The following is a 23,850-nucleotide window of genomic DNA, read 5'->3' on the forward strand; positions in this document are numbered from 1 at the left end:
ATAACTAAATCAGCGCAAGGTCGTTTGACTTTGTCTGAAAAGCATGATTGATGAAATTCATTCTCGAAAATACAGACCAAAAGAGCAAAGCAAGGACGGGAGTGGTCAAAACTGACCATGGAGATATTCAGACGCCTATATTTATGCCGGTAGGTACCGCTGGTTCGGTAAAGGCGGTTCATCAGCGGGAACTTACCTATGACATCAAGGCCCAAATAATTTTGGGAAATACCTATCACCTGTATTTGCGTCCTGGCTTGGATGTGCTGGAAAAAGCAGGTGGGTTGCATAAGTTTAACGGCTGGAATAAGCCGATTCTTACCGATAGTGGTGGTTATCAGGTGTTTTCCTTGGCGGGTACACGGAAAATTACCGAGGAAGGAGTGTTGTTTAAGTCCCATATTGATGGCTCTAAACATAAATTCACGCCCGAAAATGTCATGGATATCCAGCGGAGTATTGGTGCGGATATTATCATGGCATTTGATGAGTGCACACCTTACCCGTGCGAATTTGGCTATGCCAGAAAATCCATGGAAATGACCCATCGTTGGCTGAAGCGGTGTATTGACCAAGTGGATAGCACTTCCGGAAAATACGGGTACAGCCAGGCATTATTCCCGATTGTGCAGGGAAGCGTTTACAAGGACCTGAGAAAACAATCAGCGGAATTTGTAGCGTCTTGTGGGCGTGATGGAAATGCCATTGGGGGATTGTCAGTGGGTGAGCCGGCCGAAATGATGTACGAAATGACCGAGCTGGTTACCGATATACTTCCCGGTGATAAGCCAAGATACCTTATGGGGGTGGGGACTCCTGCCAATATTCTGGAATGCATCGCCCTGGGAGTGGATATGTTTGACTGTGTCATGCCTACCCGTAATGCCCGAAATGGCATGCTTTTTACCTCCGAGGGATTCATGAACATGCGGAACGAAAAGTGGAAAGATGATTTTTCTCCCATTGATCCCAATATCAACAGTTATGTAAGTAGTTTCTATTCCAGGGCTTATCTTCGCCATCTTACCGTGAGCAAGGAGATTTTGGCCGCCCAAATAGCGAGTGTTCACAACCTTAGTTTTTACCTTTGGCTCGTAGATGAGGCAAGGGAAAAAATCAAGGCCGGAGAATTTGCGGTTTGGAAAGATGAGATGGTAAAAAAAGTAAGCAGACGGTTATGATAAAATTACTGGATAAACTGATCATTAAGGATTTTCTGAAAACCTACTTTTTTGTGGTGTTGATGCTGATCTTAATTGTATTGGTGTTGGACTTCACAGAGAAGAATGATGATTTTATCCGTAATAATGTGCCCACGGGGGAGATTATGAAGTACATGTTTAATTATGGCCTGTACCTCAATAACCTGCTGACGCCGATTACGGTGTTTATTTCAGTGATTTTTATTACTTCCCGCATGGCAGGAAGGACAGAAATAGTGGCCATACTGAGTAGTGGCGTGAGCTTTATGCGGATGTTAAGGCCTTTTTTGATCGGTGCTTCCATGATCGCATTGGCAAGTTTTCTGCTCAATGGCTGGGTGCTTCCGGGAGCCACTGCCGGGGTGTATAACTTTAAGATGGAGTACCTTGAGGATGATGCCCAATACAACTATCAAAATCTCCATGTAAAAGTGGCTCCTGACGTGTATGCGTACATCAGTAAATATTATACCGGGCCTAAAACAGGCTATACTTTTACACTGGAACATATCGAAGATGGTAAGCTGATCTCGAAGCTTTCTGCAGATCGTATCGTCTGGGATACTGCTGTCAATGCCTGGGAGGTTCGAAATTATAAAATCCGGACATTAGAGGATATGGGGGAAGGGTATCAAGTGGGAGAGGAAATGGATACGGTGCTTTCCATTACCCCTGCGGATTTTGACCTTCCGCCCAATCACCACGAAACTTTAGACCTGCCGGAGTTGAGCAGGCAAATAAAAGTCTTGGAAGATCGTGGTGCGGATAATGTGAATTTTTATAAGATAGAGCGTTATGTGCGATTTATGTCGCCTTTTGCAGCCATCATTCTGACCTTTATAGGGGTGATTGTCGCCTCCAAAAAAACGCGTGGTGGATCAGGGTTTAAGATAGCCTTGGGCTTCTTGTTGGCTTTTGTTTATATCATTTTGTTTTTATTGTCCAGGACATTTGCCGAAGCCGGTACACCTTATCCGATATTGGCAGTTTGGTCGCCCAATATCATCTTTGCCCTCACAGGGCTGGTGATGTATAAGACGATTCCACGGTAACGGATTGAGCGATCCATTGGAATACGAAGAGAGAAGTACGAGGTACGAAGTAGTAGCCAGCACAAGTAAGCAAGTTAAACCTGGATTATCAATGTCGTTTAGTTAAGGATTTTTTTTAATTTTTGGGTAAGAAAAGGGAGCGTAGTTTTTTTGAAAGAAATCTGACAACGAGAAAGTCCTTTTCCTTTTCGGAGGACTTTTTAAAACTATTAAAAAACAATATAGAAAATGGATTGACACGAGACAGGTTCCGTACGACTAACAAAGCATTTGTTCGCCAGCGGTGTTTGGGGTTTACTGATCTTATCTACTTTATGTTAGGTTTAGGTAAATCCAGTGTTCAGCAAGAGCTGGATGATTTTTTTTCGGATAAATTGGTCAGCTGTTCCAAAGGAGCTTTCAGTCAGCAGCGATCCAAACTAAACCCCAAGGTGTTTACCTGGCTGAATGGAAAACAATGTTCTTTTTATTATAATAAAGCCAGCCATGTCCGTAGATGGAAAGGTTTTCGGCTTATAGGTATTGACGGCAGTACTCTGCAGCTTCCTTACAGTAAAGAACTGGCAAAAGGTTTTGGCCAGTTCGAAACCCGGACTGAAAACGGCAGAAAAGTAGTCCTGGCCCGTGTTTCCCAAGCCTACGATGTACTCAATCAAATCAGCATAGATGCCAAAATCAAGCATTACAGGACAAGTGAACTTTCTCTCTGTGAAAGTCACCTTCCCTGTCTGGGGCAGGGAGACCTGCTTATAATGGATCGGGCCTATGCGGCCTTTTGGCTCATGTCCTCATTGGTTCAGCAACAAAAATCTTTTGTCATCAGGGTAAAGGCAAACAGGTGGAAACAGGCAAAGGCATTTTTAGCATCTACCCAAAAACAGCAGTTAATAGAGGTCTCCCCTTCCAAAGAGGCCATATACAGGTGTAAGGAAAGGAATATTTCTACTGAGGCACTCAAATTAAGACTGGTACGGGTACCGATTGAATCAGGAGAAGACCATATATTGGTAACCAACCTGGTTGACCATAAAAAGTACCCTGTCAAGGAAATCCGTGAGCTTTATAGGAAAAGATGGCCTGTTGAAGAGTCGTTCAAACTACTGAAAACCAGGGCGGAACTTGAAAACCTGAGCGGAAAGACGGCCAGGGCCGTTCTCCAAGATTTTAACAGCATCATTCTCAGGGCCAACTTGAGCAACATCCTCAGTAAAACACTTACCAAAAAAGGGGGTGACTACTGTAACAAAAAACGGAAAAATACTTATCAGATCAACAGAACCCAGGCTTATCGTAAAACCAAACCTATACTTGATCAACTGAACAAAGGGATCGACAAAATCATCGGAAAAATATCCGATTACGCTTTCAAACTATTGCTTCAGCTTGAAATAGTGCGGCCCAACAGGTCAGTTCCAAGAATAAAAAGGTATAGCGCTAGACCCAGCAATTTTATAACTTATAATCCTTAACTAAACGACATTGATATTTCAGGTTAAATAGTCCCGCGTCGGAAACGACGGGACAGCATGGATGGTTGTTCCGCTGTTAACTACATCTTTCCAACAAAAGTAAAGTAGCTCTCTGGCCATTTTCCAAGGGACGTTTCTTTATCAAAAAGTCCAAAAACAGTGGAGCCCGAACCAGACATGGCTGCATAAAAAGCACCTTTTTCGTAGAGTTTCTCTTTTATCTGCGCTATTTCTGGATGTTTCACAAGGATGCTGGCTTCAAAATCATTGACTAGCCGATCTTTCCATAGGCAGCGGTCAGCAATGATCTCTTTAAGGTCAAATTCAGGAAGTTTGGGCGTTACACCTGCATACGCTTCCTTCGTACCAATGTGGACGTTTGGATTGATCAGGATGATATGGCAGCCGTTTAGATCGATGTTGATATCTTCGAGGATTTCTCCTCTTCCGGTGGCTATCTTAGGGATGTTTTCGATAAAAAACGGGCAGTCGCTGCCGAGCTGGGCAGCATAGTCTTCCAGGAACCAGTCTTCCAGGTGAAGGTCAAACATGGTGTTCATCATGGAAATGGCAAATGCTGCATCTGCAGATCCTCCTCCAAGTCCTGCTCCCATAGGGATGGCTTTATGGAGGTGGAAGTGGACATGAGGTAGGTCATTAAAGTCCCTTCTCATAAGCTTAAAAGCCTTGAGGATCAGGTTGTCTTTCTCTGCGCCGGGAATAGGAAGCCCTGTGCTTTTAAAGGATGTTTTATCTGCAAAGGTAATTTCCAGGGCATCGTGGAGCGGAACAGGCACCATGCAGGTGGTAATATCATGATAACCATCCATCCTTTTGCCAGTGATGGATAAACCCAAGTTGATCTTTGCGTTTGGAAATAACACCATTTTTAAGATTTTAAAGCCTTCGGAGGTAAAGATAATAGGGAATGGAGAAAAAGTGTAGGTTAAACAGCACCAATTTCGTGTTTAGTAAAACCGTATGGTTGTTGAAAATAAATGACTCAAAACAGTTAGAAAGGGAGTATTAATTTTTGCGTTTTTTGCAAAGTGTCGCTATTGTGTCGGTGTTTAGTCTAAAAATATCCTTAAATATTGGTTTCACTGATCTATTTTCAGGTTTTTTTTAAGAAAAAATTAATTTTTTTGGAAATCAGAAGAAAATTTCGAAAATTGAAAAAATGTTTTTCTAATAAAACATAAAAAAGCGTATTGCATAAAAAAGCTACCTGAAACTGAAGTGTTTTGTTAGGTATGCAATAGTTTAATTTTTATTTCATTTTAAAAAAAGAAATAAAATATTGTAAGTCTCAAAATAGGGTTTTACTTTTGTTAAGCAATTAGAAAAGATCAAAGATAAGATACCACTAAACACACATAAAAGCATGTTCAGAATAGTCAGCGTCATTAACCTTATTGTCATTCTCATTTATAACTGTAAGTGAGGCGCTAGACTATTGTAAGACATCCATAAAGCAATAAAGTGCCTCATATCGTGAGGCACTTTTTTTTATAAGGAAATAACAGAAGATTGTATAAATAATGAGCGATTTGAAGAAATATAGTTGGGAAATCAGTGATAATGAAGAAAATCCAGCGGCAATGGCCATGCTATATGCGACTGGAATCACTGATAAAAAGATGAAGCAGCCTTTTGTAGGTGTGGCAAGCTGTGGGTATGAAAGTAACCCATGTAACATGCACCTTAACAGTTTTGCGGAGGACATTAAGGTCTCTACAAACCAAGCGGATCTTTCAGGCTTTATTTTTAATACCATTGGTATTTCCGATGGCCAGTCCATGGGGACTTCAGGGATGCGGTATAGTCTTCCTTCCAGGGAGGTGATTGCTGATTCCATAGAGTCATTCATTTTGGGGCATAGCTTTGATGGAGTAGTGACCATTCCAGGATGTGATAAGAACATGCCGGGTGTGGTGATGGGAATGCTTCGTGTAAATCGTCCAGGGATCATGGTCTTTGGAGGAACGATCAGATCTGGAAACTACAAGGGGGAGAAACTGAATATTGTTTCGGCTTTTGAAGCATATGGCAAGCGGATCAATGGGCAGATTTCTGATGAGGATTACATGGGGGTAATCAAAAATGCCTGTCCAGGTGCCGGCGCATGTGGCGGGATGTACACTGCAAATACAATGTCTTCGGCCATCGAAGCTATGGGATTATCGCTGCCTTTCAGTTCTTCCTATCCAGCTACTTCTAAAGAAAAGCGAGAGGAATGCAAAAACATCGGTAAATATATCAAGCAGCTGTTGGCACTGGATATCAAACCAAAGGATATCATCACCAAAAAGAGCTTGGAAAATGCCGTACGTGTTACCGTGGCACTTGGTGGTAGTACCAATGCGGCCCTTCACATCTTGGCGATTGCCAGAACAGCAGGAATTGATTTTACCCTCGAGGACTTTAAGCGAATCAATGCCGAGACTCCTGTGCTGGGTGATTTTAAGCCAAGTGGGAAATTCATGATGGAAGACCTTTATGAAATGGGCGGCTTACCAGCTTTCTTGAAATACTTCTTAAATGAAGGATTGCTTCATGGTGATTGCCTTACGGTAACGGGCAAAACCATGGCCGAGAACTTAGCTGACATAGAGCCAGTAAAAGCCTCCAAAGACAGTGTTATCCATCCTATAGAGGATCCAATCAAAGAATCTGGTCACTTGTGTGTGCTTCATGGTAACTTGGCACCCGAAGGGGCCGTGGCCAAAATTTCCGGAAAAGAAGGGAAGTCCTTCACTGGAACAGCCAAGGTGTTTGACGATGAGCCTTCTGCCAACGCGGCCATGAAAAACAAGGAGATCCAAAAAGGGGATGTGGTAGTCATCCGTTATGTGGGACCAAAAGGTGGGCCGGGAATGCCGGAAATGCTGAAGCCTACTTCCATTATCATTGGTGCGGGGCTGGGCTCGGACGTGGCACTGATCACTGACGGTCGATTTTCTGGCGGTACGCATGGATTTGTGGTAGGACACGTCACACCGGAGGCCTATCTGGGGGGACCGATCGGATTGATCGAGGATGGCGATAAGATCACCATCGACGCGGAGACATTGGAAATCAATGTGGACGTGAGCGAAGAGGCGTTTGCCGAACGGAAGAAAAACTGGAAAAACAAAGACTTGAGCCATCTCCAAGGAACGTTAAAGAAATATGTCCAATTGGTGTCTACAGCGTCTGAGGGTTGTGTTACTGACAAACAGTGAGGCAATAGACCAACCAACATAAGACTTAAACCTCAAATATAATTTAATTACACATGAAAGATTCGAGAATCAGAGGAGCTGAGATCGTGATCAAATCCCTGGTAGCTGAAAATTGTGATTACATTTTTGGTTATCCTGGAGGTGCCATCATGCCAGTATATGATGCACTCTATGATTACGCGGACCAAATCAAACATGTACTGACAAGACATGAGCAAGGAGCCATCCATGCCGCACAAGGGTATGCACGAGTCTCCGGTAAAGTCGGCGTCTGCATGGCTACTTCAGGGCCTGGAGCTACCAACCTAATCACAGGGATAGCTGATGCCCAGATTGATAGCACTCCTCTGGTCTGCATCACTGGCCAAGTGGCTTCACAGCTGTTAGGTACAGATGCTTTCCAGGAAACCGATGTAGTGGGATTCTCTATGCCGGGGACCAAGTGGAATATTCAGGTGAGGAAGGCGGAGGATATTGCCCCGGCCATTGCGAAAGGTTTTCATATAGCACGTTCAGGAAGGCCGGGACCGGTACTGATAGATATTACTAAGGATGCACAAAATGAGCTGTTCGAATTTAATTATGTGCCTTGTCTGGGAATCAGGTCTTACCGACCTTATCCCAAAGTAAAGGACAGTGAAATCGCCGCAGCTGCTGAAGTCATCAATGCCGCCAAGAAACCTTACTTGCTTTTTGGGCAAGGAGTTGTAATTGGTAAGGCTGAGGAAGAACTCAAGGCATTTTTGGATAAAACCGGGATTCCCGCAGCTTGTACCCTTCTAGGTTCAGGTGCACTTACAGAAGACCATCCCCAATATGTCGGCAAGCTAGGAATGCACGGTAACTATGCTCCCAATTTGCTGACCAACCAATGTGATGTACTGATCGCGGTGGGGATGCGTTTTGATGATCGGGTAACCGGTGATCTGAAGCGGTATGCCAAGCAGGCAAAGGTGGTCCACCTGGAGCTGGACAATGCAGAGATCAATAAGAATGTAAAGTGCGAAGTATCCGTGCTGGGAGATTGTAAAGAAAGCCTTCCCTTGCTTACCGAGAAGGTGAACCAAAATGCCCATGCAGCTTGGCTGAGCGAATTCAGGACGCTAGAGGAGAAAGAAAAGAGCGCTGTAGTTTCCCTTGATCTATTGCCTACCAAGACCGGACTTACCATGGGAGAGGTGATCCGCTATATCAACGATTACAAGAAAGACGATGCAATATTGGTGACTGACGTAGGGCAGCATCAGATGATTGCCTGGAGGTACTTTAAATTTAAGACCACAAGAACACAGGTGACCTCTGGTGGTTTGGGTACCATGGGCTTTAGTCTTCCAGCTGCACTGGGAGCGCAGCTTGCAGATGTAAACCGGCAGGTAATCTGTGTGGTGGGCGATGGAGGTATCCAGATGACCATTCAGGAACTAGGGACCATCATGCAGACCAAAGCACCGGTAAAGGTAGTCTTGCTGAACAATGACTTCCTCGGAATGGTACGACAGTGGCAACAGTTGTTCTTTGATAAGCGTTATTCATTCACTGAGCTGGATAATCCTGATTTTATCAAAATCGCTGAAGCCTATAATATGAAGGCCACCAAAGTGACCGAAAGGGATAACCTGAAGGATACGGTAGCAGAGATGATGGTTCATGAAGGCCCTTATTTTCTGGAAGTAGTGGTAGAGAAAGAAGACAACGTATTCCCGATGATCCCTACTGGATGTTCTGTGGAAGAAGTAAGGTTAAGCTGATCTGCCAAAATCCGGTCAGTAGAAGTAAGAGTCCAATACCCGTTTTAAGATACTAGATACTAAAATATGAATCGATATACTGTATCCCTTTTTACCGAAAATTTCATTGGTATCCTGAATAGAGTTACCTTGATCTTTACAAGAAGGGGAGTGAATATAGATGCCCTTACTGCTTCAGAAAGTAAGGAAGATGGTGTGCACAGGATTACTATTGAAGTGACCACTACGGAAGATCAGGTCATTCAGATCGTCAAGCAAACCGAGAAGATCATTGATGTGATCAAGTCGTTTTATTATAAGGATGACGAAGTGGTGTACCAGGAAATTGCCCTGTACAAAATACCGATCAGCAGTCTTGACCCGGGTTTGGAGAAAGTGATCAGGCAGTACAATGCCCGCATCATATCCGCCGAGAAAGAATTTGTGGTGATCGAAATGACCGGCCATAAAGAAGACACCAAGGCCCTACTGGAGATTTTAAAGGATTTCAACATCCTCGAATTTGCCAGATCAGGTAGGGTGGCCGTGGCCAAACCAATGGGAACAATTGAACAATATTTGAATAATTAAAATTAGAAACAATGAAACTGAAATTCGGAACAGTTGAAGAAGATGTAGTAACAAGAGAAGAATTCCCTCTTGAGAAAGCCAGAGAAGTGCTTAAAGACGAAGTGATTGCCGTACTCGGTTATGGTGTGCAAGGTCCCGGCCAAGCCCTAAACCTTAAAGACAACGGCTTTAATGTCATCGTCGGCCAACGTAAAAACTCCAAGACCTGGGACAAGGCTGTAGCCGATGGCTGGGTTCCTGGCGAAACGCTTTTTGAGCTGGAAGAGGCTTGTGAAAAAGGTACTATCCTTCAATTCTTACTTTCTGATGCAGGTCAAATTGCATTGTGGCCAACAGTTAAGAAGCACCTTGCTCCTGGAAAAGCCCTTTACTTTTCCCATGGTTTTGGAGTGACGTACAATGATCAAACAGGAATCGTGCCGCCAGAAGACGTAGACGTGATCTTGGTCGCTCCTAAAGGGTCTGGTACTTCCTTGAGAAGAATGTTTGTAGAAGGTAGAGGGTTGAACTCTTCTTTTGCAATCTATCAGGATGCCACTGGCAAAGCAAGAGAAAGAGTCATTGCACTTGGTATCGGCGTAGGTTCAGGATATTTGTTCGAAACCGACTTCTACAGAGAGGTGACTTCTGACCTTACTGGTGAAAGAGGTACCTTGATGGGTGCTATCCAGGGAATCTTTGCTGCCCAGTACGAAGTGTTGAGAGATAATGGTCACTCTCCATCTGAAGCATTTAACGAGACAGTGGAAGAGCTGACACAAAGCTTGATGCCACTCGTGGCTGAAAACGGCATGGACTGGATGTATGCCAACTGCTCTACGACTGCCCAAAGAGGTGCCCTTGATTGGTGGAAGCCTTTTAGAGATGCTTCCAAGCCAGTATTTGAGCAACTGTACAAAAGTGTAAAAGATGGCAAAGAAGCAGCTAAATCCATTGAATCAAACAGTAAAGCAGACTACAGAGAGAAGTTAGAAGTAGAGCTGAAAGAGCTAAGAGAGTCTGAAATGTGGAAGGCAGGTGCTACTGTTCGTAAGCTGAGACCAGAGAATAACTAATTTAAACTTGGCGGAAAGTCTAACAATGGGAATTAAAACTAACTCCTGTTGTGTTACTTATTATAGACTTTCCCGAAGGTGGACTTTTGGGAGGAATAGGTGAAAATTGGAGATGTTTTGTACCTGTTCCTCCCGAACTTTATGACGATTGACAACAGAAGCGATGGAAAAGAAAACATTATTTGACAAAGTATGGGACGAACACGTAGTCAAAACCGTTCCGGGTGGGCCTGATGTGTTTTTCATAGATAAGCATTTTATCCATGAAGTCACCAGTCCTGTGGCATTCCTTAACCTTGAAAACCGAGGTAACAATGTGCTCTTTCCCGAGCGCACGGTAGCCACTCCTGATCACAACGTACCGACCATCGATCAGGACAAAACCATTAAAGATAAGCTTTCCCGCATGCAGGTGGAAAAGCTGCGCGAAAATTGTAGCAAATACGGAATTGAACTGCACGACTTGGGGACAGACCACCATGGTATCGTGCACGTTATTGGCCCGGAATTGGGCATTACCCAGCCCGGTATGACCATTGTTTGTGGTGATAGCCATACTTCTACACACGGTGCTTTTGGGGCGATAGCCTTCGGAATCGGTACCAGTGAGGTGGAAATGGTATTTGCTTCGCAATGTATCATGCAGTCCAAGCCTAAACGTATGCGGATTACCGTAAACGGTGAGCCTGGAAAGGGAGTGACCTCTAAAGATATTATCCTTTACATCATCTCGAAAATCTCGGCCAGTGGCGGTACCGGATATTTTATCGAATATGCAGGTTCGGCCATTCAAAGCCTCAGCATGGAAGCAAGGATGACCATCTGTAACATGAGTATCGAGATGGGAGCCAGAGGTGGATTGATCGCACCCGATGAGGTGACTTTTGATTACCTAAAAGGAAAAGAACATGCCCCGAAAGGTGAAGATTGGGATAAAGCAGTAGCATACTGGAAATCCCTGAAAACCGACGAGGGTGCTGAATTTGATTTGGAATATACCTATGATGCCGAGGACATCGAGCCGATGATTACTTACGGCACCAATCCTGGTATGGGCATCAAGATTAAAGATATCATTCCTACCACTGAAGGTATGGAAGGAAGCAACAAAAAAACCTACCTGAAGTCATTGGATTACATGGGCTTTCAGCCTGGTGAGCCTATCAAAGGTAAAAAGATTGATTATGTCTTCGTGGGAAGCTGTACCAATGGCCGAATCGAGGATATCCGTGCAGTAGCGGAATTTGTGAAAGGAAAGAAAAAGGCGGAGAATATCACTGCTTGGATCGTGCCCGGTTCTAGAGAAGTGGAAAACCAAGCCATTGAAGAAGGGCTGGTAACTATCCTTGAAGAAGCAGGTTTCAAATTGCGACAGCCGGGCTGTTCTGCCTGTCTGGCCATGAACGACGATAAGATTCCTGCAGGTAAATACGCTGTGTCTACCTCCAATAGGAATTTTGAAGGCCGTCAGGGACCAGGAGCAAGGACCTTACTGGCGTCACCATTGACAGTAGCGGCTGTGGCCATTACCGGTGAAGTGGCAGATCCTCGTGAAGTTTAATTAAAAATCGATCTAAAAATGGCTTACGATAAGTTCAATTTATTAAAAAGTACTGTGGTTCCGTTGCCTACTGAGAATGTGGATACGGACCAAATCATCCCTGCAAGGTTTCTGAAAGCTACCGAAAGGAAAGGTTTCGGAGAAGGCTTGTTCAGGGATTGGAGATATGACAGCGAAGGAAATCCGAAAGCTGACTTTGTGCTGAATGACCCTACTTACTCCGGTAAAGTATTGGTAGCTGGTAAAAATTTCGGGTCAGGCTCCAGCCGCGAGCACGCTGCTTGGGCGATTTATGATTATGGATTTAGATGTGTAGTGTCCAGCTTCTTTGCAGATATCTTTAAAAACAACGCCCTGAACGTTGGTATTCTGCCGGTGACAATTACTCCGGAATTTTTGGATGAGATTTTCGCAGAAGTGGAGAAAGATCCTGCTACGGAAGTGGAAGTGGATATCGCCAAACAGACTATCACCCTTCTTAGTACAGGAAGTTCAGAATCTTTTGATATCAACTCTTACAAGAAACAAAACATGCAAAATGGTTTTGATGATATCGACTACTTGCTGAACATGAAAGATCAGATCGTTGAATTCGAAACAACGAGAAAATAACGAGTCTAGCAATGTTTATTCAAGCCATGGTGACCTATACCATGGCTTGAATACCTTATTCGTCTAGCTACTTGATACTCAATACTAGATACTAATATAATCATGCGTCTTGATAAGAAAATAGAAATCATGGATACCACACTGAGGGATGGTGAACAGACCTCAGGGGTGTCCTTTCTGCCTTCTGAAAAACTCCAGATAGCTAAATTGCTGCTGGAGGAGTTGAAGGTGGACAGGATCGAAGTGGCATCCGCAAGGGTTTCTGAGGGAGAGCTTGAGGGGGTAAAGAAAATTACGCATTGGGCTGCCGAAAAAGGATACTTGGACAAGGTAGAAGTCTTGGGGTTTGTGGATACACCGGCTTCGGTGGATTGGCTGACAGAAGCAGGAGCCAAAGTCCTTAACCTCCTAACCAAAGGTTCCCTTAACCACCTCACCCACCAGCTTAAGAAAACACCTGAACAACATTTTTCCGATATCCAAAAGTGCATTGCTTATGCTGACGAAAAGGATATTGCTGTGAATGTCTACCTGGAAGATTGGAGTAGCGGAATGCGCCACTCCAGGGATTATACCTTAAAGCTGATTGCTTTTTTAGCAGGACAAAAGGTGAAAAGGATCATGTTGCCGGATACTTTGGGGATTTTGAAGCCTTCCGAAGTAGCGGAATTTGTGGGGGTGGTAAGCAGTTCTTTTCCTGATGTGCACCTTGATTTTCATGCACACAATGACTATGACCTATCTGTGGCCAATGTCATGGAGGCCGTTGCCAATGGGGCTTCTGGCGTCCATACCACTGTAAATGGCCTTGGAGAGCGAGCAGGTAATGCTCCATTAGAGAGCATTGTGGCCACTATTACTGATTTTACAGGAGTCAAACTGAATGTCCAAGAAAATAAAATCTACCGTATCAGTAAATTGGTGGAGCAGTTTTCAGGGCTTCATATTCCTTCCAATAAGCCAGTGGTGGGAGAAAATGTCTTCACCCAGACAGCTGGTATCCATGCTGATGGGGATAATAAGAAAAATCTTTATTTCAACGATCTTTTACCTGAGCGATTTGGCCGTACCAGGAAATATGCCTTGGGCAAAACTTCGGGCAAAGCCAATATCCTCAAAAACCTGATGGAGCTGGGCATCGAACTGGAACCGGAAGAGTTGAGCAAGGTGACCCAAAAGATCATTGAGCTGGGAGATCGCAAGGAGCGCGTGACTACTGAGGACCTTCCTTATATCATTTCCGATGTGCTTCAGAATAACTCCATTAAGAAGGACATCAGCATCGAAGGGTATCACATGACCCATTCCAAGGGCCTCAAGCCTACCGTGCAGCTGAAGCTGAAATTTAATGACCAATTTTATGAGGCACATGCCTCAGGAAATGGCCAGTTTGATTCTTTTATGCTGGCATTGCACAAGATTTATAAATCACTCAATAAGAAGCTTCCCAAACTGACCGATTTCAGTGTGAGTATTCCTCCTGGGGGTAAAACGGATGCTTTTGTGGAAACCGTCATCACCTGGGAATACGGAAGGATTATCAAGACTAAAGGGCTGGACAGCGACCAGACCGTGGCTGCCATGATGGCCACCGAAAAAATGCTCAATATCATCGAACAAATCAATACAGGTAAACCAGAAAATAAAAATTTGTATGGAAATGAATATAGCGCTGCTACCAGGTGATGGTATCGGCCCTGAAGTGATCGAACAAGCGGTAAAAGTGGTCAAAGCCGTAGGAAAGAAATTTGGCCATACCATTACTTTTAAAGAAGCCGTAGTGGGGGCGGCAGCCATCGATGCCACTGGCAATCCTTATCCTGATGAGACTCATGAGGTATGTCTACAGGCGGACGCAGTATTGTTCGGTGCCATTGGAGATCCCAAATACGACAATGACCCCAAGGCAAAAGTAAGACCTGAACAAGGGCTGCTGGCCATGAGAAAGAAACTGGGGCTTTTTTCCAACGTACGACCTACATTCACTTTCCCTTCATTGATCCATAAGTCGCCTTTGAAGAAAGAGCGAATCGAAGGTACTGATTTTGTGTTCTTGAGAGAGTTGACAGGTGGTATTTACTTTGGTGAGCCTAGAGGCCGAAATGAGCAAGGTACCAAGGCTTTTGATACCAATGTGTACACCAAAGAAGAAATCACGCGATTGGCACGAATGGGCTTTGAGTTTGCCCAGAAGAGGAGAAAATTATTGACCTGTGTGGATAAAGCCAACGTATTGGCCACTTCCCGTCTGTGGAGAGAAACCGTACAGGAGCTGGAACCAGAATATCCAGATGTAAAAGTGGAGTATGAGTTTGTGGATGCCGTAGCCATGCGACTCATCCAGTGGCCAAAAGCCTATGATGTGTTGATTACCGAAAACCTCTTTGGTGATATCCTTACAGATGAGGCCAGTGTGATCAGTGGATCCATGGGGCTGATGCCTTCTGCTTCCTTGGGAAGCGATGTGAAGCTGTTTGAACCTATCCATGGTTCTTATCCCCAGGCTGCCGGAAAAGACATTGCCAATCCATTGGCGACAGTGCTTTCTGCTGCGATGATGTTTGAGTATGCTTTTGACTTGAAAGACGAAGCCAAGGCTATTTCTGACGTAGTTAACCTTTCACTGGCCGAAGGTGTGGTGACTGAAGATATCGCCGAAGAGAGCAAACCAAGCAAAACCTCTGAAGTAGGAGATTGGTTGGCTGAGCAGATTTTGAAGTAATTGAGATTTAGTTGATATGAATAGTTGAAGACGGAGCCTGATTTTGGGTTCCGTTTTTTTTAGCTGATATTTAAGCTGCTGATTAACAGTGATAAACAAGAGCGCTGTCGTAGCCATCTAAATTATATTGATGATTTATCATCGGGGGACTTGGATACGAATAAATGTTGGAATACTGGTATTTGAGATATGAATTGATTTTTGGTATTTCAAAAATATGATTATACGCTTTTCTGCCAGTTAAAGAATATTGGTTCTCTATGATTTACTATGGGTAAACTGAGCGCTAGCGGGCTATGGAGATCGAAGAATCGCGTGGACTGATGAATTGGGTGCTCATGTTCCTGATACAGTCGATAATGATATATGTTTTCCTTACCCATGGTCAGTACCTACGGCACTGTTAGGATGCTGTATCCAATTTCTGTTACCAAGCTAATGCTCCTAATGGCGCATCCCTGCTGACACTTCTGTCGGTAAAATAGTGAGGAGGGAGTCCTGGCCAATGCCGCTGGGCATTTAAGCCTGGTAAAATCAGGTTGCCTCCAGGGGGCTTTGTGCCGTAGGAACAAAACTATTCCCCTGATCTATCCGCACAAGAGGGACAGTCCCGTGGATAATTTACCCACAGTATTCAATATAGAACCTTAAAAAAAATAGATAAGAAAGATGAGGCTTACCCATTTTATAGACTTCAGGGATGAACATAGATCCGAGTACATTAATGAAATCTGTAAGGTAAAATAGTGCCTTAGCGACTTTTCGGCAGATCGTCGATAGCGCCAAGGCACCAAGGCTCCATTATTTATCGGAAAACTTTTCCATAATTTCTTCTGAAATACCCGTGCTCGAATATCCCCCATCGTGATAGAGGTTCTGCATGGTGACCATTCTGGTGAAGTCAGAGAATAACGAAACGATGTATTCTGCACAAGCTTCAGCAGATGCATTTCCTAATGGGGATACCGAGTCAGCAAAATTGTAGAAAGCATCAAATCCACCGATACCTGACCCTGCTGTCGTTACTGTTGGAGACTGGGAAATGGTGTTTACACGTACCTTTTTACTTTTACCGAATCGGTAACCAAAGCCCCTTGCAATACTTTCCAAAAGTGCTTTGGCGTCAGCCATGTCCGTATAAAAAGGGAATACACGCTGGGAAGCGATATAAGAAAGCCCTACGATCGATCCCCATTCGTTCATGAGGTCTTTTTTCTCTGCTACTTGCATCATTTTGTGAAAAGATATAGCAGAAACGTCATAGGACTTCATCGCCCAATCATAGTTCAGATCGCCGTAAGCTCGTCCTTTTCGGATATTGGGGGACATTCCTATGGAGTGCAATAGAAAGTCAAAGTTGCCTCCCAAGTATTCCTTGGCTTCATCATATAGTTTTTCAAGGTCCTCCACAGAAGTAGCGTCAGCTGGGATGACGATGGTGTCACATTCTTTTGCCAGTTCGTTGATGGCACCCATTCTCATGGCGATAGGGGCATTGGTGAGCACGAACTTAGCTCCCTGTTCCTTGGCTTTCAGTGCGGTTTTCCAGGCAATGGAGTTTTCGTCCAGTGCGCCGGTGATGATTCCTTTTTTTCCTTTCAGTAGGTTCTCAGGCATGATTTATCTTTAAATTGATTATTCTCTAATTGCTAAGTGGTAAAATTAATTAAATTTTCACCTTTTCTAACTGTATCTTGCTGAATATTGCCTTTTCAGGTGCTTCAAATTGAATCTAACGTACCAATGGGCTATTTGTCCGGGATAAACTGTAAGAGTTCTTCTAGCTCGTAATTTGAGAAGTTGTTTTTCGTGGATTTATCATAGATAGAAAGCAAATAAATGATGTCATTGTCAACAATAACATTGGTTATTGTTTCGCTCCACCTGACTTACCTTTACCTTTGGATTTGATGGCTAAGCGGATTTTGAAGCAATTTTTTCCAATGGAAGTTCCTTGTTGTGGGCGTTTTTTTAGTTTCTGGACCAGATCAAATAATTTGGATTTTTAGTGAAGGATATTTTTGATTAGTTTCTTAGTTTGACGTTCAAAAACTTCTATGGTTTTGACTTTATAGTTCATCAAGGAAGTCTTCTGCATCACGGGTTTGTTTTTCCCCTGAGCAAATGAGTTTCATTTCTTTTACAGCCTACCTGATTTCACTCATGAACTCAGCTTTGCTATCTGTAAGTTGCTTCGTTTTAACATAGGGCAAACCTTTGAGCACTTCCAGTAAGTGTAGGGCTTTGTAGTCCTGTATGTCTAATAAGACCTTCATGACTTTTTTAATAGCTGTCCATTTTTTCTTTTTGCTACACTAAAATAATGAAAAGAGTTCTGCAATGAAAGAAGATGTTTTTCCACAAACCATAACTTTTGGCAATTGCCTCAATAAGAGCTTTTAGATTCAGATTCTAAGACGTAGAATCCGGGTTAAACATCAAATTGAGTGGTCTTACTCTCCCAATAGGTCCATGGCACTTTGTACAGCACTTTCAGAAGGATTGGCTCCTGCGATCATTTTGGCAATTTCTGTTATTCGCTCTTCCTGGTTCAAGGCGCGGATTTTACTAATGGTTTTGGCCGCACTGTTGTCTTTGTACACGAAATAGTGCTTGTCCCCTTTTGCAGCGACCTGTGGAAGGTGACTGATAGAGATGACTTGGTGCCTTTTGGCAATTTCCTGCATCATCTTGACCATTTGGAGGGCTACTTCACCGGAGATTCCTGTGTCGATTTCATCAAAAATCAACGTTGGCAAGGCGACCTTATCGGCCATGATGTACTTGATGGCAAACATCAGTCTGGAGAATTCCCCACCTGAAGCCACTTGGCGGATCGGTTGGGGTTTTACTCCTTTATTGGCTGTGAAGAGAATTTCCACTTCATCCATGCCAGTGGCGATCGGATCGACATTCTGATGGGATATTTCAAGAGTGGCGTTCTCCATGCCTAAATTGGCCAACAGTACTGTGATTTCCTTAGCAAATCCCTTGAAGCATTTTTGGCGCTTTTGGGAAAGTAGTTGCCCAGCTTGGGAAAGTGTCTGCCAAGCGTTTTCAGTGTCGGATTTTAACTGCTCCAATTCCTCATCGAGGTTGCCGATCTGAAAGGCTTTGTCAGCCAATTCTTTTTCCAATGTCATCAGCTCTTCTACTGTTTGTACACCATGCTTTTTTTGGAGTTGGTAGATTTTGCTGAGGCGTTCCCTGATTTCTTCCAATTTGTCAAAATCTACTTCGACTTTGCTATCCTCATCTTCCAGCGTGGCGGCAATATCGTTCACTTCAATACACACACTGTCAAATCGCTCTCTGAGCTCATTAAAGCGGTTACTGTACCTGGTCAGTTGCTGAAATCCTTGATTGATCTGCATCAGCAGGGCGGAGACTCCTATCTCATCACCTTGGAGCAATTGGAGGTTTTCGTTGATTTTGGACTTGATTTCCTCGGCATTGTCCAAGACTTCCTGTTCGTTTTCCAGTATTTCCTGTTCTCCATCTTGAAGTTGTAGCGCAGAAAGCTCCTCTAGCTGAAACTGGTTGAAATCGGCTTCTTTACGTAATTCTCCTGCTTCATGAAGGAGCTTTTCGTATGCTTTCCGTGATTTTTTATAGGCTTTGAAGGCCGTCGAATAGTGCTCTTTTTCCGATTGGGTACTAGCATAAGCGTCGATCAGACCCAGCTGGTATTCGCCTGCGGCCAAAAGCAGGGTGTCGTGCTGGGAATGAATGTCCATCAATGACTTGCCCAGGGATTTGAGGATGTCCAGTTTTACGGGAGTGTCATTGACAAAGGCCCTTGATTTTCCTGAAGGGGAGATTTCCCTGCGAATGATACATTGGACTTCATAGTCTAGGTCTTCAGCTTGGAAGTAACTTTCCAGACCATAATTACCGATCTCAAAAACCCCTTCAATAATGCATTTTTTTTCGTCATCGAAAAGTGCTTTGGTGTCCGCCCGGTTCCCGAGTAGTAGTCCGATAGCGCCGAGCATGATGGATTTACCGGCTCCTGTTTCTCCGGTAATCATGTTCAGTGCTGGGGATGGCCCCATTTCCAGCGATTCGATCAGTGCATAGTTTGTAATGCTCAGGTTCTTTAGCATAAAATAAAATCGGTTTTCAGCTTAGCGAATGTAAAGTTACGAGGAATTTTATCGTTGTAAAGTTGAAAGGTGGTAAGGTTGGAAAGGTTTACCGTGAAATTGCAAACATCTTGTTCTCAATCCCATGCCTTATTACCGGCAGCACACTCCATTATTCCCCTTTACAGGATGTCATTGTATTTTCTGGCGTTGTTAGGGTCCACTTGTAGGAGGTAATCCACCGCTTGTTCCTTGATCTCCAATGGGGCATTTTTGAGTACTTTAGCGATTTCGTCTGATTTCGCATCCATAAAGGAAATGGTCAAAATACTGTTTGGTTGTATGTTATTGACATCTGCAAGGTTACTTAGGGCCTTCAATATGTTTTGATAGGCTTCTTCGGGATTTTTGCTCAGCATGTCAAGTCCCCGGCGATGATATAGATAAAAGGCTTCACGAATCGCCCTGGTAACTTGTGAACTGTAAAGTTCATCTATTAGCCAGTATCGGTTTCGTCGATTACTGGGATCTTGTTCCCAGCCGAGTTTTGAGGATTGAAGGGCATTGGAGACAATGTTATTGGCAATTTCGAAATACGGCTCACCTCCTTCGGGAGAAAAGGTGTCGTAGTCAATCCCGATCACGATGTAGGCATAATAGGCTAGCAGGGAAGTGATTTCATTCAGGTAGGAATAGCGGTTAAATTCCATTGGCTGGGATTCCTTGAACTCAAAATTCCAGTTCCTGTCTACAAAATTCAAGGTAAGGGTTTCATAGCTGGTGCCATATACCGGTCGGACAGCTTGGATCTGAACAGTAGCTTCAAAATACCCCACTTGAGGCATGTCGTTAATGGTGACAAGCATGTTTCCTTTGATCTTTTCAGTGGCGTCAAATTGATCGCTGGTCCAGCTTCGCCCATTGAGGAACTGTTCAAAGGAGTTTTTCATTTGATCAAAGATATCCTTGTTTTGGGTCCTGGCACGTTCACTGTTGATGGTGACGGTGAAGTTTAGCTCCTGTGCCGTCACTTGGAAGGTGGTGAATAAAAGTAAAAAGAGTAAAAAGAGGTTATTTCTCATATGCTCCAAATGTTGCCCTTAAATATAAAAAAATAAAGTCGGAATAAGCTTTCCGCTAAAGGTCTTTTACGATGTTGTCCACGATCAAAGCCGCCACATCCACTTTGGCTAATAATGGGGAGGCTTCTTTTTTGCCGGTTTTATGGTAGATGGTGATTTTATTGGTATCATGCTTAAAACCTGCTCCTTTATCCTTCATGGAATTGAGCACTATGAAATCAAAGTTCTTTTTCTTCAGCTTTTCCAGGGCATTTTCTTCCTCTTGGTTGGTCTCCAGGGCAAATCCCACATGGTATTGTTCTGCGGACTTATTTTTTCCAAGCGTAGCGGCGATGTCAATATTCTTTTTTAGGGAAATGCTCAGGTCATCGCTTGATTTCTTGATTTTCTCTTTGGACTGATCCGCTGGCGCATAATCAGCTACTGCCGCAGCAAAAACACTGATCTTTGTGGTACGATGAGCTTTTTGGGCTGCTTCAAACATTTCCCGTGCACTTATTACGTGGATGGTGGTGATGTTGGGATGACGGGCTGTCTCTTGCGATGGTCCCATGACAAGGGTAACCTTTGCCCCTCTTTTGGCCATGTTTTCAGCAATGGCCACCCCCATTTTCCCACTGGAGTGATTGCCGATGTATCGCACTGGATCAATAGCCTCGTGGGTCGGCCCGGCGGTCACCAAAGCGGTTTGACCATTTAGGTCATTGGAGGTGTGAAAGTGCGTAATCACCCTTTCCAGGATATGTTCAGGCTCCATCATTCTTCCTTGACCACTTAGTCCACTGGCAAGTTCCCCACTTTCAGCATCCAAAAGGATGTTGCCGTAGGTTTTTACAGTAGCGAGGTTGGTGGTTACGGAAGAATGCCGGTACATGTCCAAATCCATGGCGGGAGCCAACATCACAGGACATCTGGCCGACAGGTAAGTGGCGGTAAGCAGGTTATCGGAATTGCCGTTGGCAAGTTTCGAAAGGGTGCTGGCACTTAATGGGGCAATAATAAAAAGGTCTGCCCAAAGGCCAAGTTCTACATGATTGTTCCATTCTCCTGTTTCATCCTTGTGAAATTGATGATGGACAGGTCTCTTGGATAGGGTCGAAAGGGTAAGGGGGGGGATGAAATCAAGAGCAGAAGTACTCATGATGATCTGTACTTCTGCTCCTTCTTTGACCAGTAACCTGGTCAGGTGAGCTGCTTTGTAGGCGGCAATACTGCCTGTAATACCCAGTAATATGCGTTTGCCCTGCAGCTGCATCTGCTATTATAGTTCTTCTTCGCTTTCCTCTTCAGGCCTTCTGAAGTGTACTTTTCCTTCCATGTATTCTTCCATCGCCAGCGTAGAAGGTTTTGGCATTCTTTCATAAAACTTGGAGATTTCGATTTGTTCTTTGTTTTCGAACACTTCTTCCAAGTTGTCCACAGTAGAAGCAAACTCGGACAATTTAGTGTTGAGTTCTTCTTTAGTGGCCAAAGAGATTTGTTTTGCTCTTTGGGAAACGATGTGGATGGACTCATACAAGTTACCGGATACATCGGCTACTTTGTCCAAGTCTCTAGTGATAATTGAAGGATTAACTGCCATATGATTCAATTGTTTGTTTTCTCTTATTTATTGGAATTGGCTCCTGTTTCAGGAGTGACTGCTTGCTCTAGCTCTTGTTTTTCGTCCGCTTCCTTTTGTTGCTTTTCTCTCGCCTCTTGCTCTAGCTTCCTGATCTCATCGTATTGTTTTTTCATCTTTTGATGAGAGGCAAGCTCTTCTTTGGTTTCTTCCATTAAGGATGTTACCTCGTTTTTGTATCCGCTTTTGGGATATTTACGTTGGAATTCATCACCAAATTCAAGTGCTTGGTTGAGGCGTTCTTCCTTTTTGTTGAAAATGCTTCGCTCAGCATAGGCTGAGCTGACTTCTACCAGCTTATAAGCAAGCTCTTCGTTATGTTCACTGTTTGGGTAGGAGTTTGCAAAATTCTGGAAGTTTACGATACAAGCCAAGTAAAACTGACCGGGGAACAAGCCTTCTGTCAGGCGGTAATACATGCTGGCTTCTTCATAAGCTTTTTTCTCAAAGCGTGACTGAAGGTTTTCTATCATGCCCATAGCCCTTTCATAAGAATCGGACCTTGGGAAACGGTTGATGAATTGCTGAATTGCAGCTACGGCTTCCCGACTACTCTTTTGATCCAAGTTGTAATCTGGCGCATCTAGGTAAAGCGAATAGGCATGCATGAAAAGTGCTTCTTCCGCCAGTGGGCTTCGGCTAAAGCTTTCATAAAAAGTATTGAAATAGCTGGCTGCCTCAATGTAACGCTTTAGTCTAAAATGCGCATAGGCATAATTAAACTGAGCCAGTTCGGATTTCTCACTCCCTCGAATGACAGGTAGTACCTTATCATAAAGGATTATGGCCTTATTATACTCTCCTTCTTCGTAATATTCATTGGCAGCGGTATATACTTCGTCCCAGTTTGTGCTTTTTTCTAGTTTGTAGAATTTTCCACAAGCGCCAAGGGTCATTACCATTGCCAAGAGCAATATATGTCTAATTGTATTCTTCATATTTTCAATCTGCAAATATAAGGGAATTTGGTTCGGTATCAAAGTTACTTTGGAGTGATGTATGGAGACTTATTTTTTGACAACGAGCTTTTTGGTAACTATATTTTTCCCGTTTACCATAAGTGTGTAAAAATAAACTCCAGGATTAAAATCACTCACGTTGATGAGTACGGTTTTTTGTTGGGGGGAGAGGGTGAGCTCTTCGATAGGGTTGCCGATAAAACTATTGATGAGCAGCTTGATGTTCGCATTGGGATTTTTTATTTGATAGTCGATTTGCGCAATTCTATTGCTGGGGTTAGGGTAGACGCTTCCAAACGAGATGTCTTTATGATTAACGGCTTCATCATCCTTTGGCGCAAAGGTTTCATACACGCCTTCTATGATGAAAACATCTCTTAGGTTAGCGGTATTGGAGAAATGCAGGTCAAAGGTACCCTTGGTCTCTGTAATTCCCAGTTTGAATTCAATATACAAATCAGTAAATACTTCGTTTGGCTCTAAGGTGACCATAATTTTGGAGATGTCCTTTCTGGGATCCAAACAATTGTCTCCTATGCAAACTTTGATGTCTTGGGAAGAACCGATTTCTCCTCTCATAAACTTCATGATGTACTCTTTCTTCTCGTTGGAAGTGTTTTGAAGGATAATGGATTTACGCTGAATATCGTCAATTTTACCTGTAAACTGTATCTTTTCGCTTAAGACATGCACTTGCTGGGCTTCAGCTGTTGTTAGCTGAAAAAACATGAAAACAAAAATGAATAGCGATAAAAAATTTTTCATGTAGATGCTCTATCGATATGATATTCGTTTAAGTGTGTGACTTTCTAAATCTTATACGTATAAAAATACCGATTTGGTTCGTGCTTTTAAAGGAAAGTGGGTTAAAAAATGTTAACCCCTTTA

The 23,850-nt window shown here is 43.6% G+C and carries 19 protein-coding genes; 11 read left to right on the forward strand and 8 right to left on the reverse strand.

The genetic code is table 11. The annotated features are described in order from the left end of the window. The first annotated feature begins 50 nt into the window (after positions 1 to 50). The 3 genes from tgt (at position 51) to FKX85_RS09760 (ending at position 3,723) form a co-directional block, all read left to right on the forward strand. Positions 51 to 1,181 (forward strand): tRNA guanosine(34) transglycosylase Tgt, encoded by a 1,131-nt coding sequence (gene tgt / locus FKX85_RS09750; RefSeq protein ID WP_141614547.1) that lies wholly within the window; start codon positions 51 to 53, stop codon positions 1,179 to 1,181. Further along, positions 1,181 to 2,254 carry an LptF/LptG family permease gene (locus FKX85_RS09755; protein WP_210416931.1) on the forward strand — a complete coding sequence of 358 codons (1,074 nt, stop codon included), beginning with the start codon at positions 1,181 to 1,183 and terminating at the stop codon, positions 2,252 to 2,254. Before tgt ends, FKX85_RS09755 begins: the two co-directional genes overlap by 1 nt. A 233-nt stretch (positions 2,255 to 2,487) precedes the next feature. After that, the gene (locus FKX85_RS09760) at positions 2,488 to 3,723 is read left to right on the forward strand and encodes an IS4 family transposase (RefSeq protein ID WP_262711632.1); all 1,236 of its coding nucleotides are present in this window, start codon (positions 2,488 to 2,490) and stop codon (positions 3,721 to 3,723) included. 80 nt (positions 3,724 to 3,803) lie between these two features. Here FKX85_RS09760 and ispE read toward each other — a convergent pair whose 3' ends face one another. Continuing rightward, complete coding sequence (gene ispE / locus FKX85_RS09765; protein ID WP_141614549.1) at positions 3,804 to 4,610, reverse strand: 4-(cytidine 5'-diphospho)-2-C-methyl-D-erythritol kinase; 807 nt, start codon at positions 4,608 to 4,610, stop codon at positions 3,804 to 3,806. Between the two features lie 654 nt (positions 4,611 to 5,264). Between ispE and ilvD the strand changes: the two genes are divergently transcribed. From ilvD to leuB, 8 genes are all read left to right on the forward strand, one after another. After that, positions 5,265 to 6,947 carry a dihydroxy-acid dehydratase gene (gene ilvD, locus FKX85_RS09770; protein ID WP_141614550.1) on the forward strand — a complete coding sequence of 561 codons (1,683 nt, stop codon included), beginning with the start codon at positions 5,265 to 5,267 and terminating at the stop codon, positions 6,945 to 6,947. A gap of 53 nt (positions 6,948 to 7,000) precedes the next feature. Continuing rightward, complete coding sequence (gene ilvB, locus FKX85_RS09775) at positions 7,001 to 8,695, forward strand: biosynthetic-type acetolactate synthase large subunit (RefSeq protein ID WP_141614551.1); 1,695 nt, start codon at positions 7,001 to 7,003, stop codon at positions 8,693 to 8,695. Between the two features lie 66 nt (positions 8,696 to 8,761). Further along, the gene (ilvN, locus tag FKX85_RS09780; RefSeq protein WP_015265869.1) at positions 8,762 to 9,265 is read left to right on the forward strand and encodes an acetolactate synthase small subunit; all 504 of its coding nucleotides are present in this window, start codon (positions 8,762 to 8,764) and stop codon (positions 9,263 to 9,265) included. Between the two features lie 11 nt (positions 9,266 to 9,276). After that, complete coding sequence (ilvC, locus tag FKX85_RS09785) at positions 9,277 to 10,320, forward strand: ketol-acid reductoisomerase (protein ID WP_141614552.1); 1,044 nt, start codon at positions 9,277 to 9,279, stop codon at positions 10,318 to 10,320. A gap of 163 nt (positions 10,321 to 10,483) precedes the next feature. Beyond that, on the forward strand, positions 10,484 to 11,881 hold the full coding sequence (leuC, locus tag FKX85_RS09790; protein WP_141614553.1) for a 3-isopropylmalate dehydratase large subunit: 1,398 nt from the start codon (positions 10,484 to 10,486) through the stop codon (positions 11,879 to 11,881). An 18-nt stretch (positions 11,882 to 11,899) separates the two neighbouring features. After that, positions 11,900 to 12,493 (forward strand): 3-isopropylmalate dehydratase small subunit, encoded by a 594-nt coding sequence (gene leuD / locus FKX85_RS09795; RefSeq protein ID WP_141614554.1) that lies wholly within the window; start codon positions 11,900 to 11,902, stop codon positions 12,491 to 12,493. A gap of 102 nt (positions 12,494 to 12,595) precedes the next feature. After that, positions 12,596 to 14,179, forward strand: coding sequence for an alpha-isopropylmalate synthase regulatory domain-containing protein (locus tag FKX85_RS09800; RefSeq protein WP_141614555.1), 1,584 nt, complete (start codon positions 12,596 to 12,598; stop codon positions 14,177 to 14,179). Beyond that, positions 14,148 to 15,215 (forward strand): 3-isopropylmalate dehydrogenase, encoded by a 1,068-nt coding sequence (leuB, locus tag FKX85_RS09805; protein WP_141614556.1) that lies wholly within the window; start codon positions 14,148 to 14,150, stop codon positions 15,213 to 15,215. Before FKX85_RS09800 ends, leuB begins: the two co-directional genes overlap by 32 nt. Positions 15,216 to 16,016: 801 nt before the next feature. On the opposite strand, the gene FKX85_RS09810 is transcribed toward leuB, so the two are convergent. From FKX85_RS09810 to FKX85_RS09850, 7 genes are all read right to left on the reverse strand, one after another. After that, on the reverse strand, positions 16,017 to 16,832 hold the full coding sequence (locus FKX85_RS09810; protein WP_141614557.1) for an enoyl-ACP reductase FabI: 816 nt from the start codon (positions 16,830 to 16,832) through the stop codon (positions 16,017 to 16,019). A gap of 836 nt (positions 16,833 to 17,668) precedes the next feature. After that, positions 17,669 to 19,321 (reverse strand): DNA repair protein RecN, encoded by a 1,653-nt coding sequence (gene recN / locus FKX85_RS09825; protein WP_141614558.1) that lies wholly within the window; start codon positions 19,319 to 19,321, stop codon positions 17,669 to 17,671. Between the two features lie 161 nt (positions 19,322 to 19,482). Continuing rightward, positions 19,483 to 20,382 (reverse strand): type IX secretion system protein PorD, encoded by a 900-nt coding sequence (porD, locus tag FKX85_RS09830; protein ID WP_141614559.1) that lies wholly within the window; start codon positions 20,380 to 20,382, stop codon positions 19,483 to 19,485. Between the two features lie 55 nt (positions 20,383 to 20,437). Then, on the reverse strand, positions 20,438 to 21,637 hold the full coding sequence (coaBC, locus tag FKX85_RS09835) for a bifunctional phosphopantothenoylcysteine decarboxylase/phosphopantothenate--cysteine ligase CoaBC (RefSeq protein ID WP_141614560.1): 1,200 nt from the start codon (positions 21,635 to 21,637) through the stop codon (positions 20,438 to 20,440). Between the two features lie 6 nt (positions 21,638 to 21,643). Continuing rightward, the gene (locus FKX85_RS09840; RefSeq protein ID WP_141614561.1) at positions 21,644 to 21,964 is read right to left on the reverse strand and encodes a DNA-directed RNA polymerase subunit omega; all 321 of its coding nucleotides are present in this window, start codon (positions 21,962 to 21,964) and stop codon (positions 21,644 to 21,646) included. A 23-nt stretch (positions 21,965 to 21,987) separates the two neighbouring features. Then, entirely contained in the window at positions 21,988 to 22,941 is a 954-nt protein-coding gene (locus FKX85_RS09845) for an outer membrane protein assembly factor BamD (RefSeq protein WP_141614562.1), read from the reverse strand. A 69-nt stretch (positions 22,942 to 23,010) separates the two neighbouring features. Beyond that, on the reverse strand, positions 23,011 to 23,727 hold the full coding sequence (locus FKX85_RS09850) for a T9SS type A sorting domain-containing protein (protein WP_141614563.1): 717 nt from the start codon (positions 23,725 to 23,727) through the stop codon (positions 23,011 to 23,013). Between the last annotated feature and the right edge of the window lie 123 nt (positions 23,728 to 23,850).

Origin of the sequence: Echinicola soli, assembly GCF_006575665.1 — a bacterium.
Taxonomy (GTDB): domain Bacteria; phylum Bacteroidota; class Bacteroidia; order Cytophagales; family Cyclobacteriaceae; genus Echinicola; species Echinicola soli.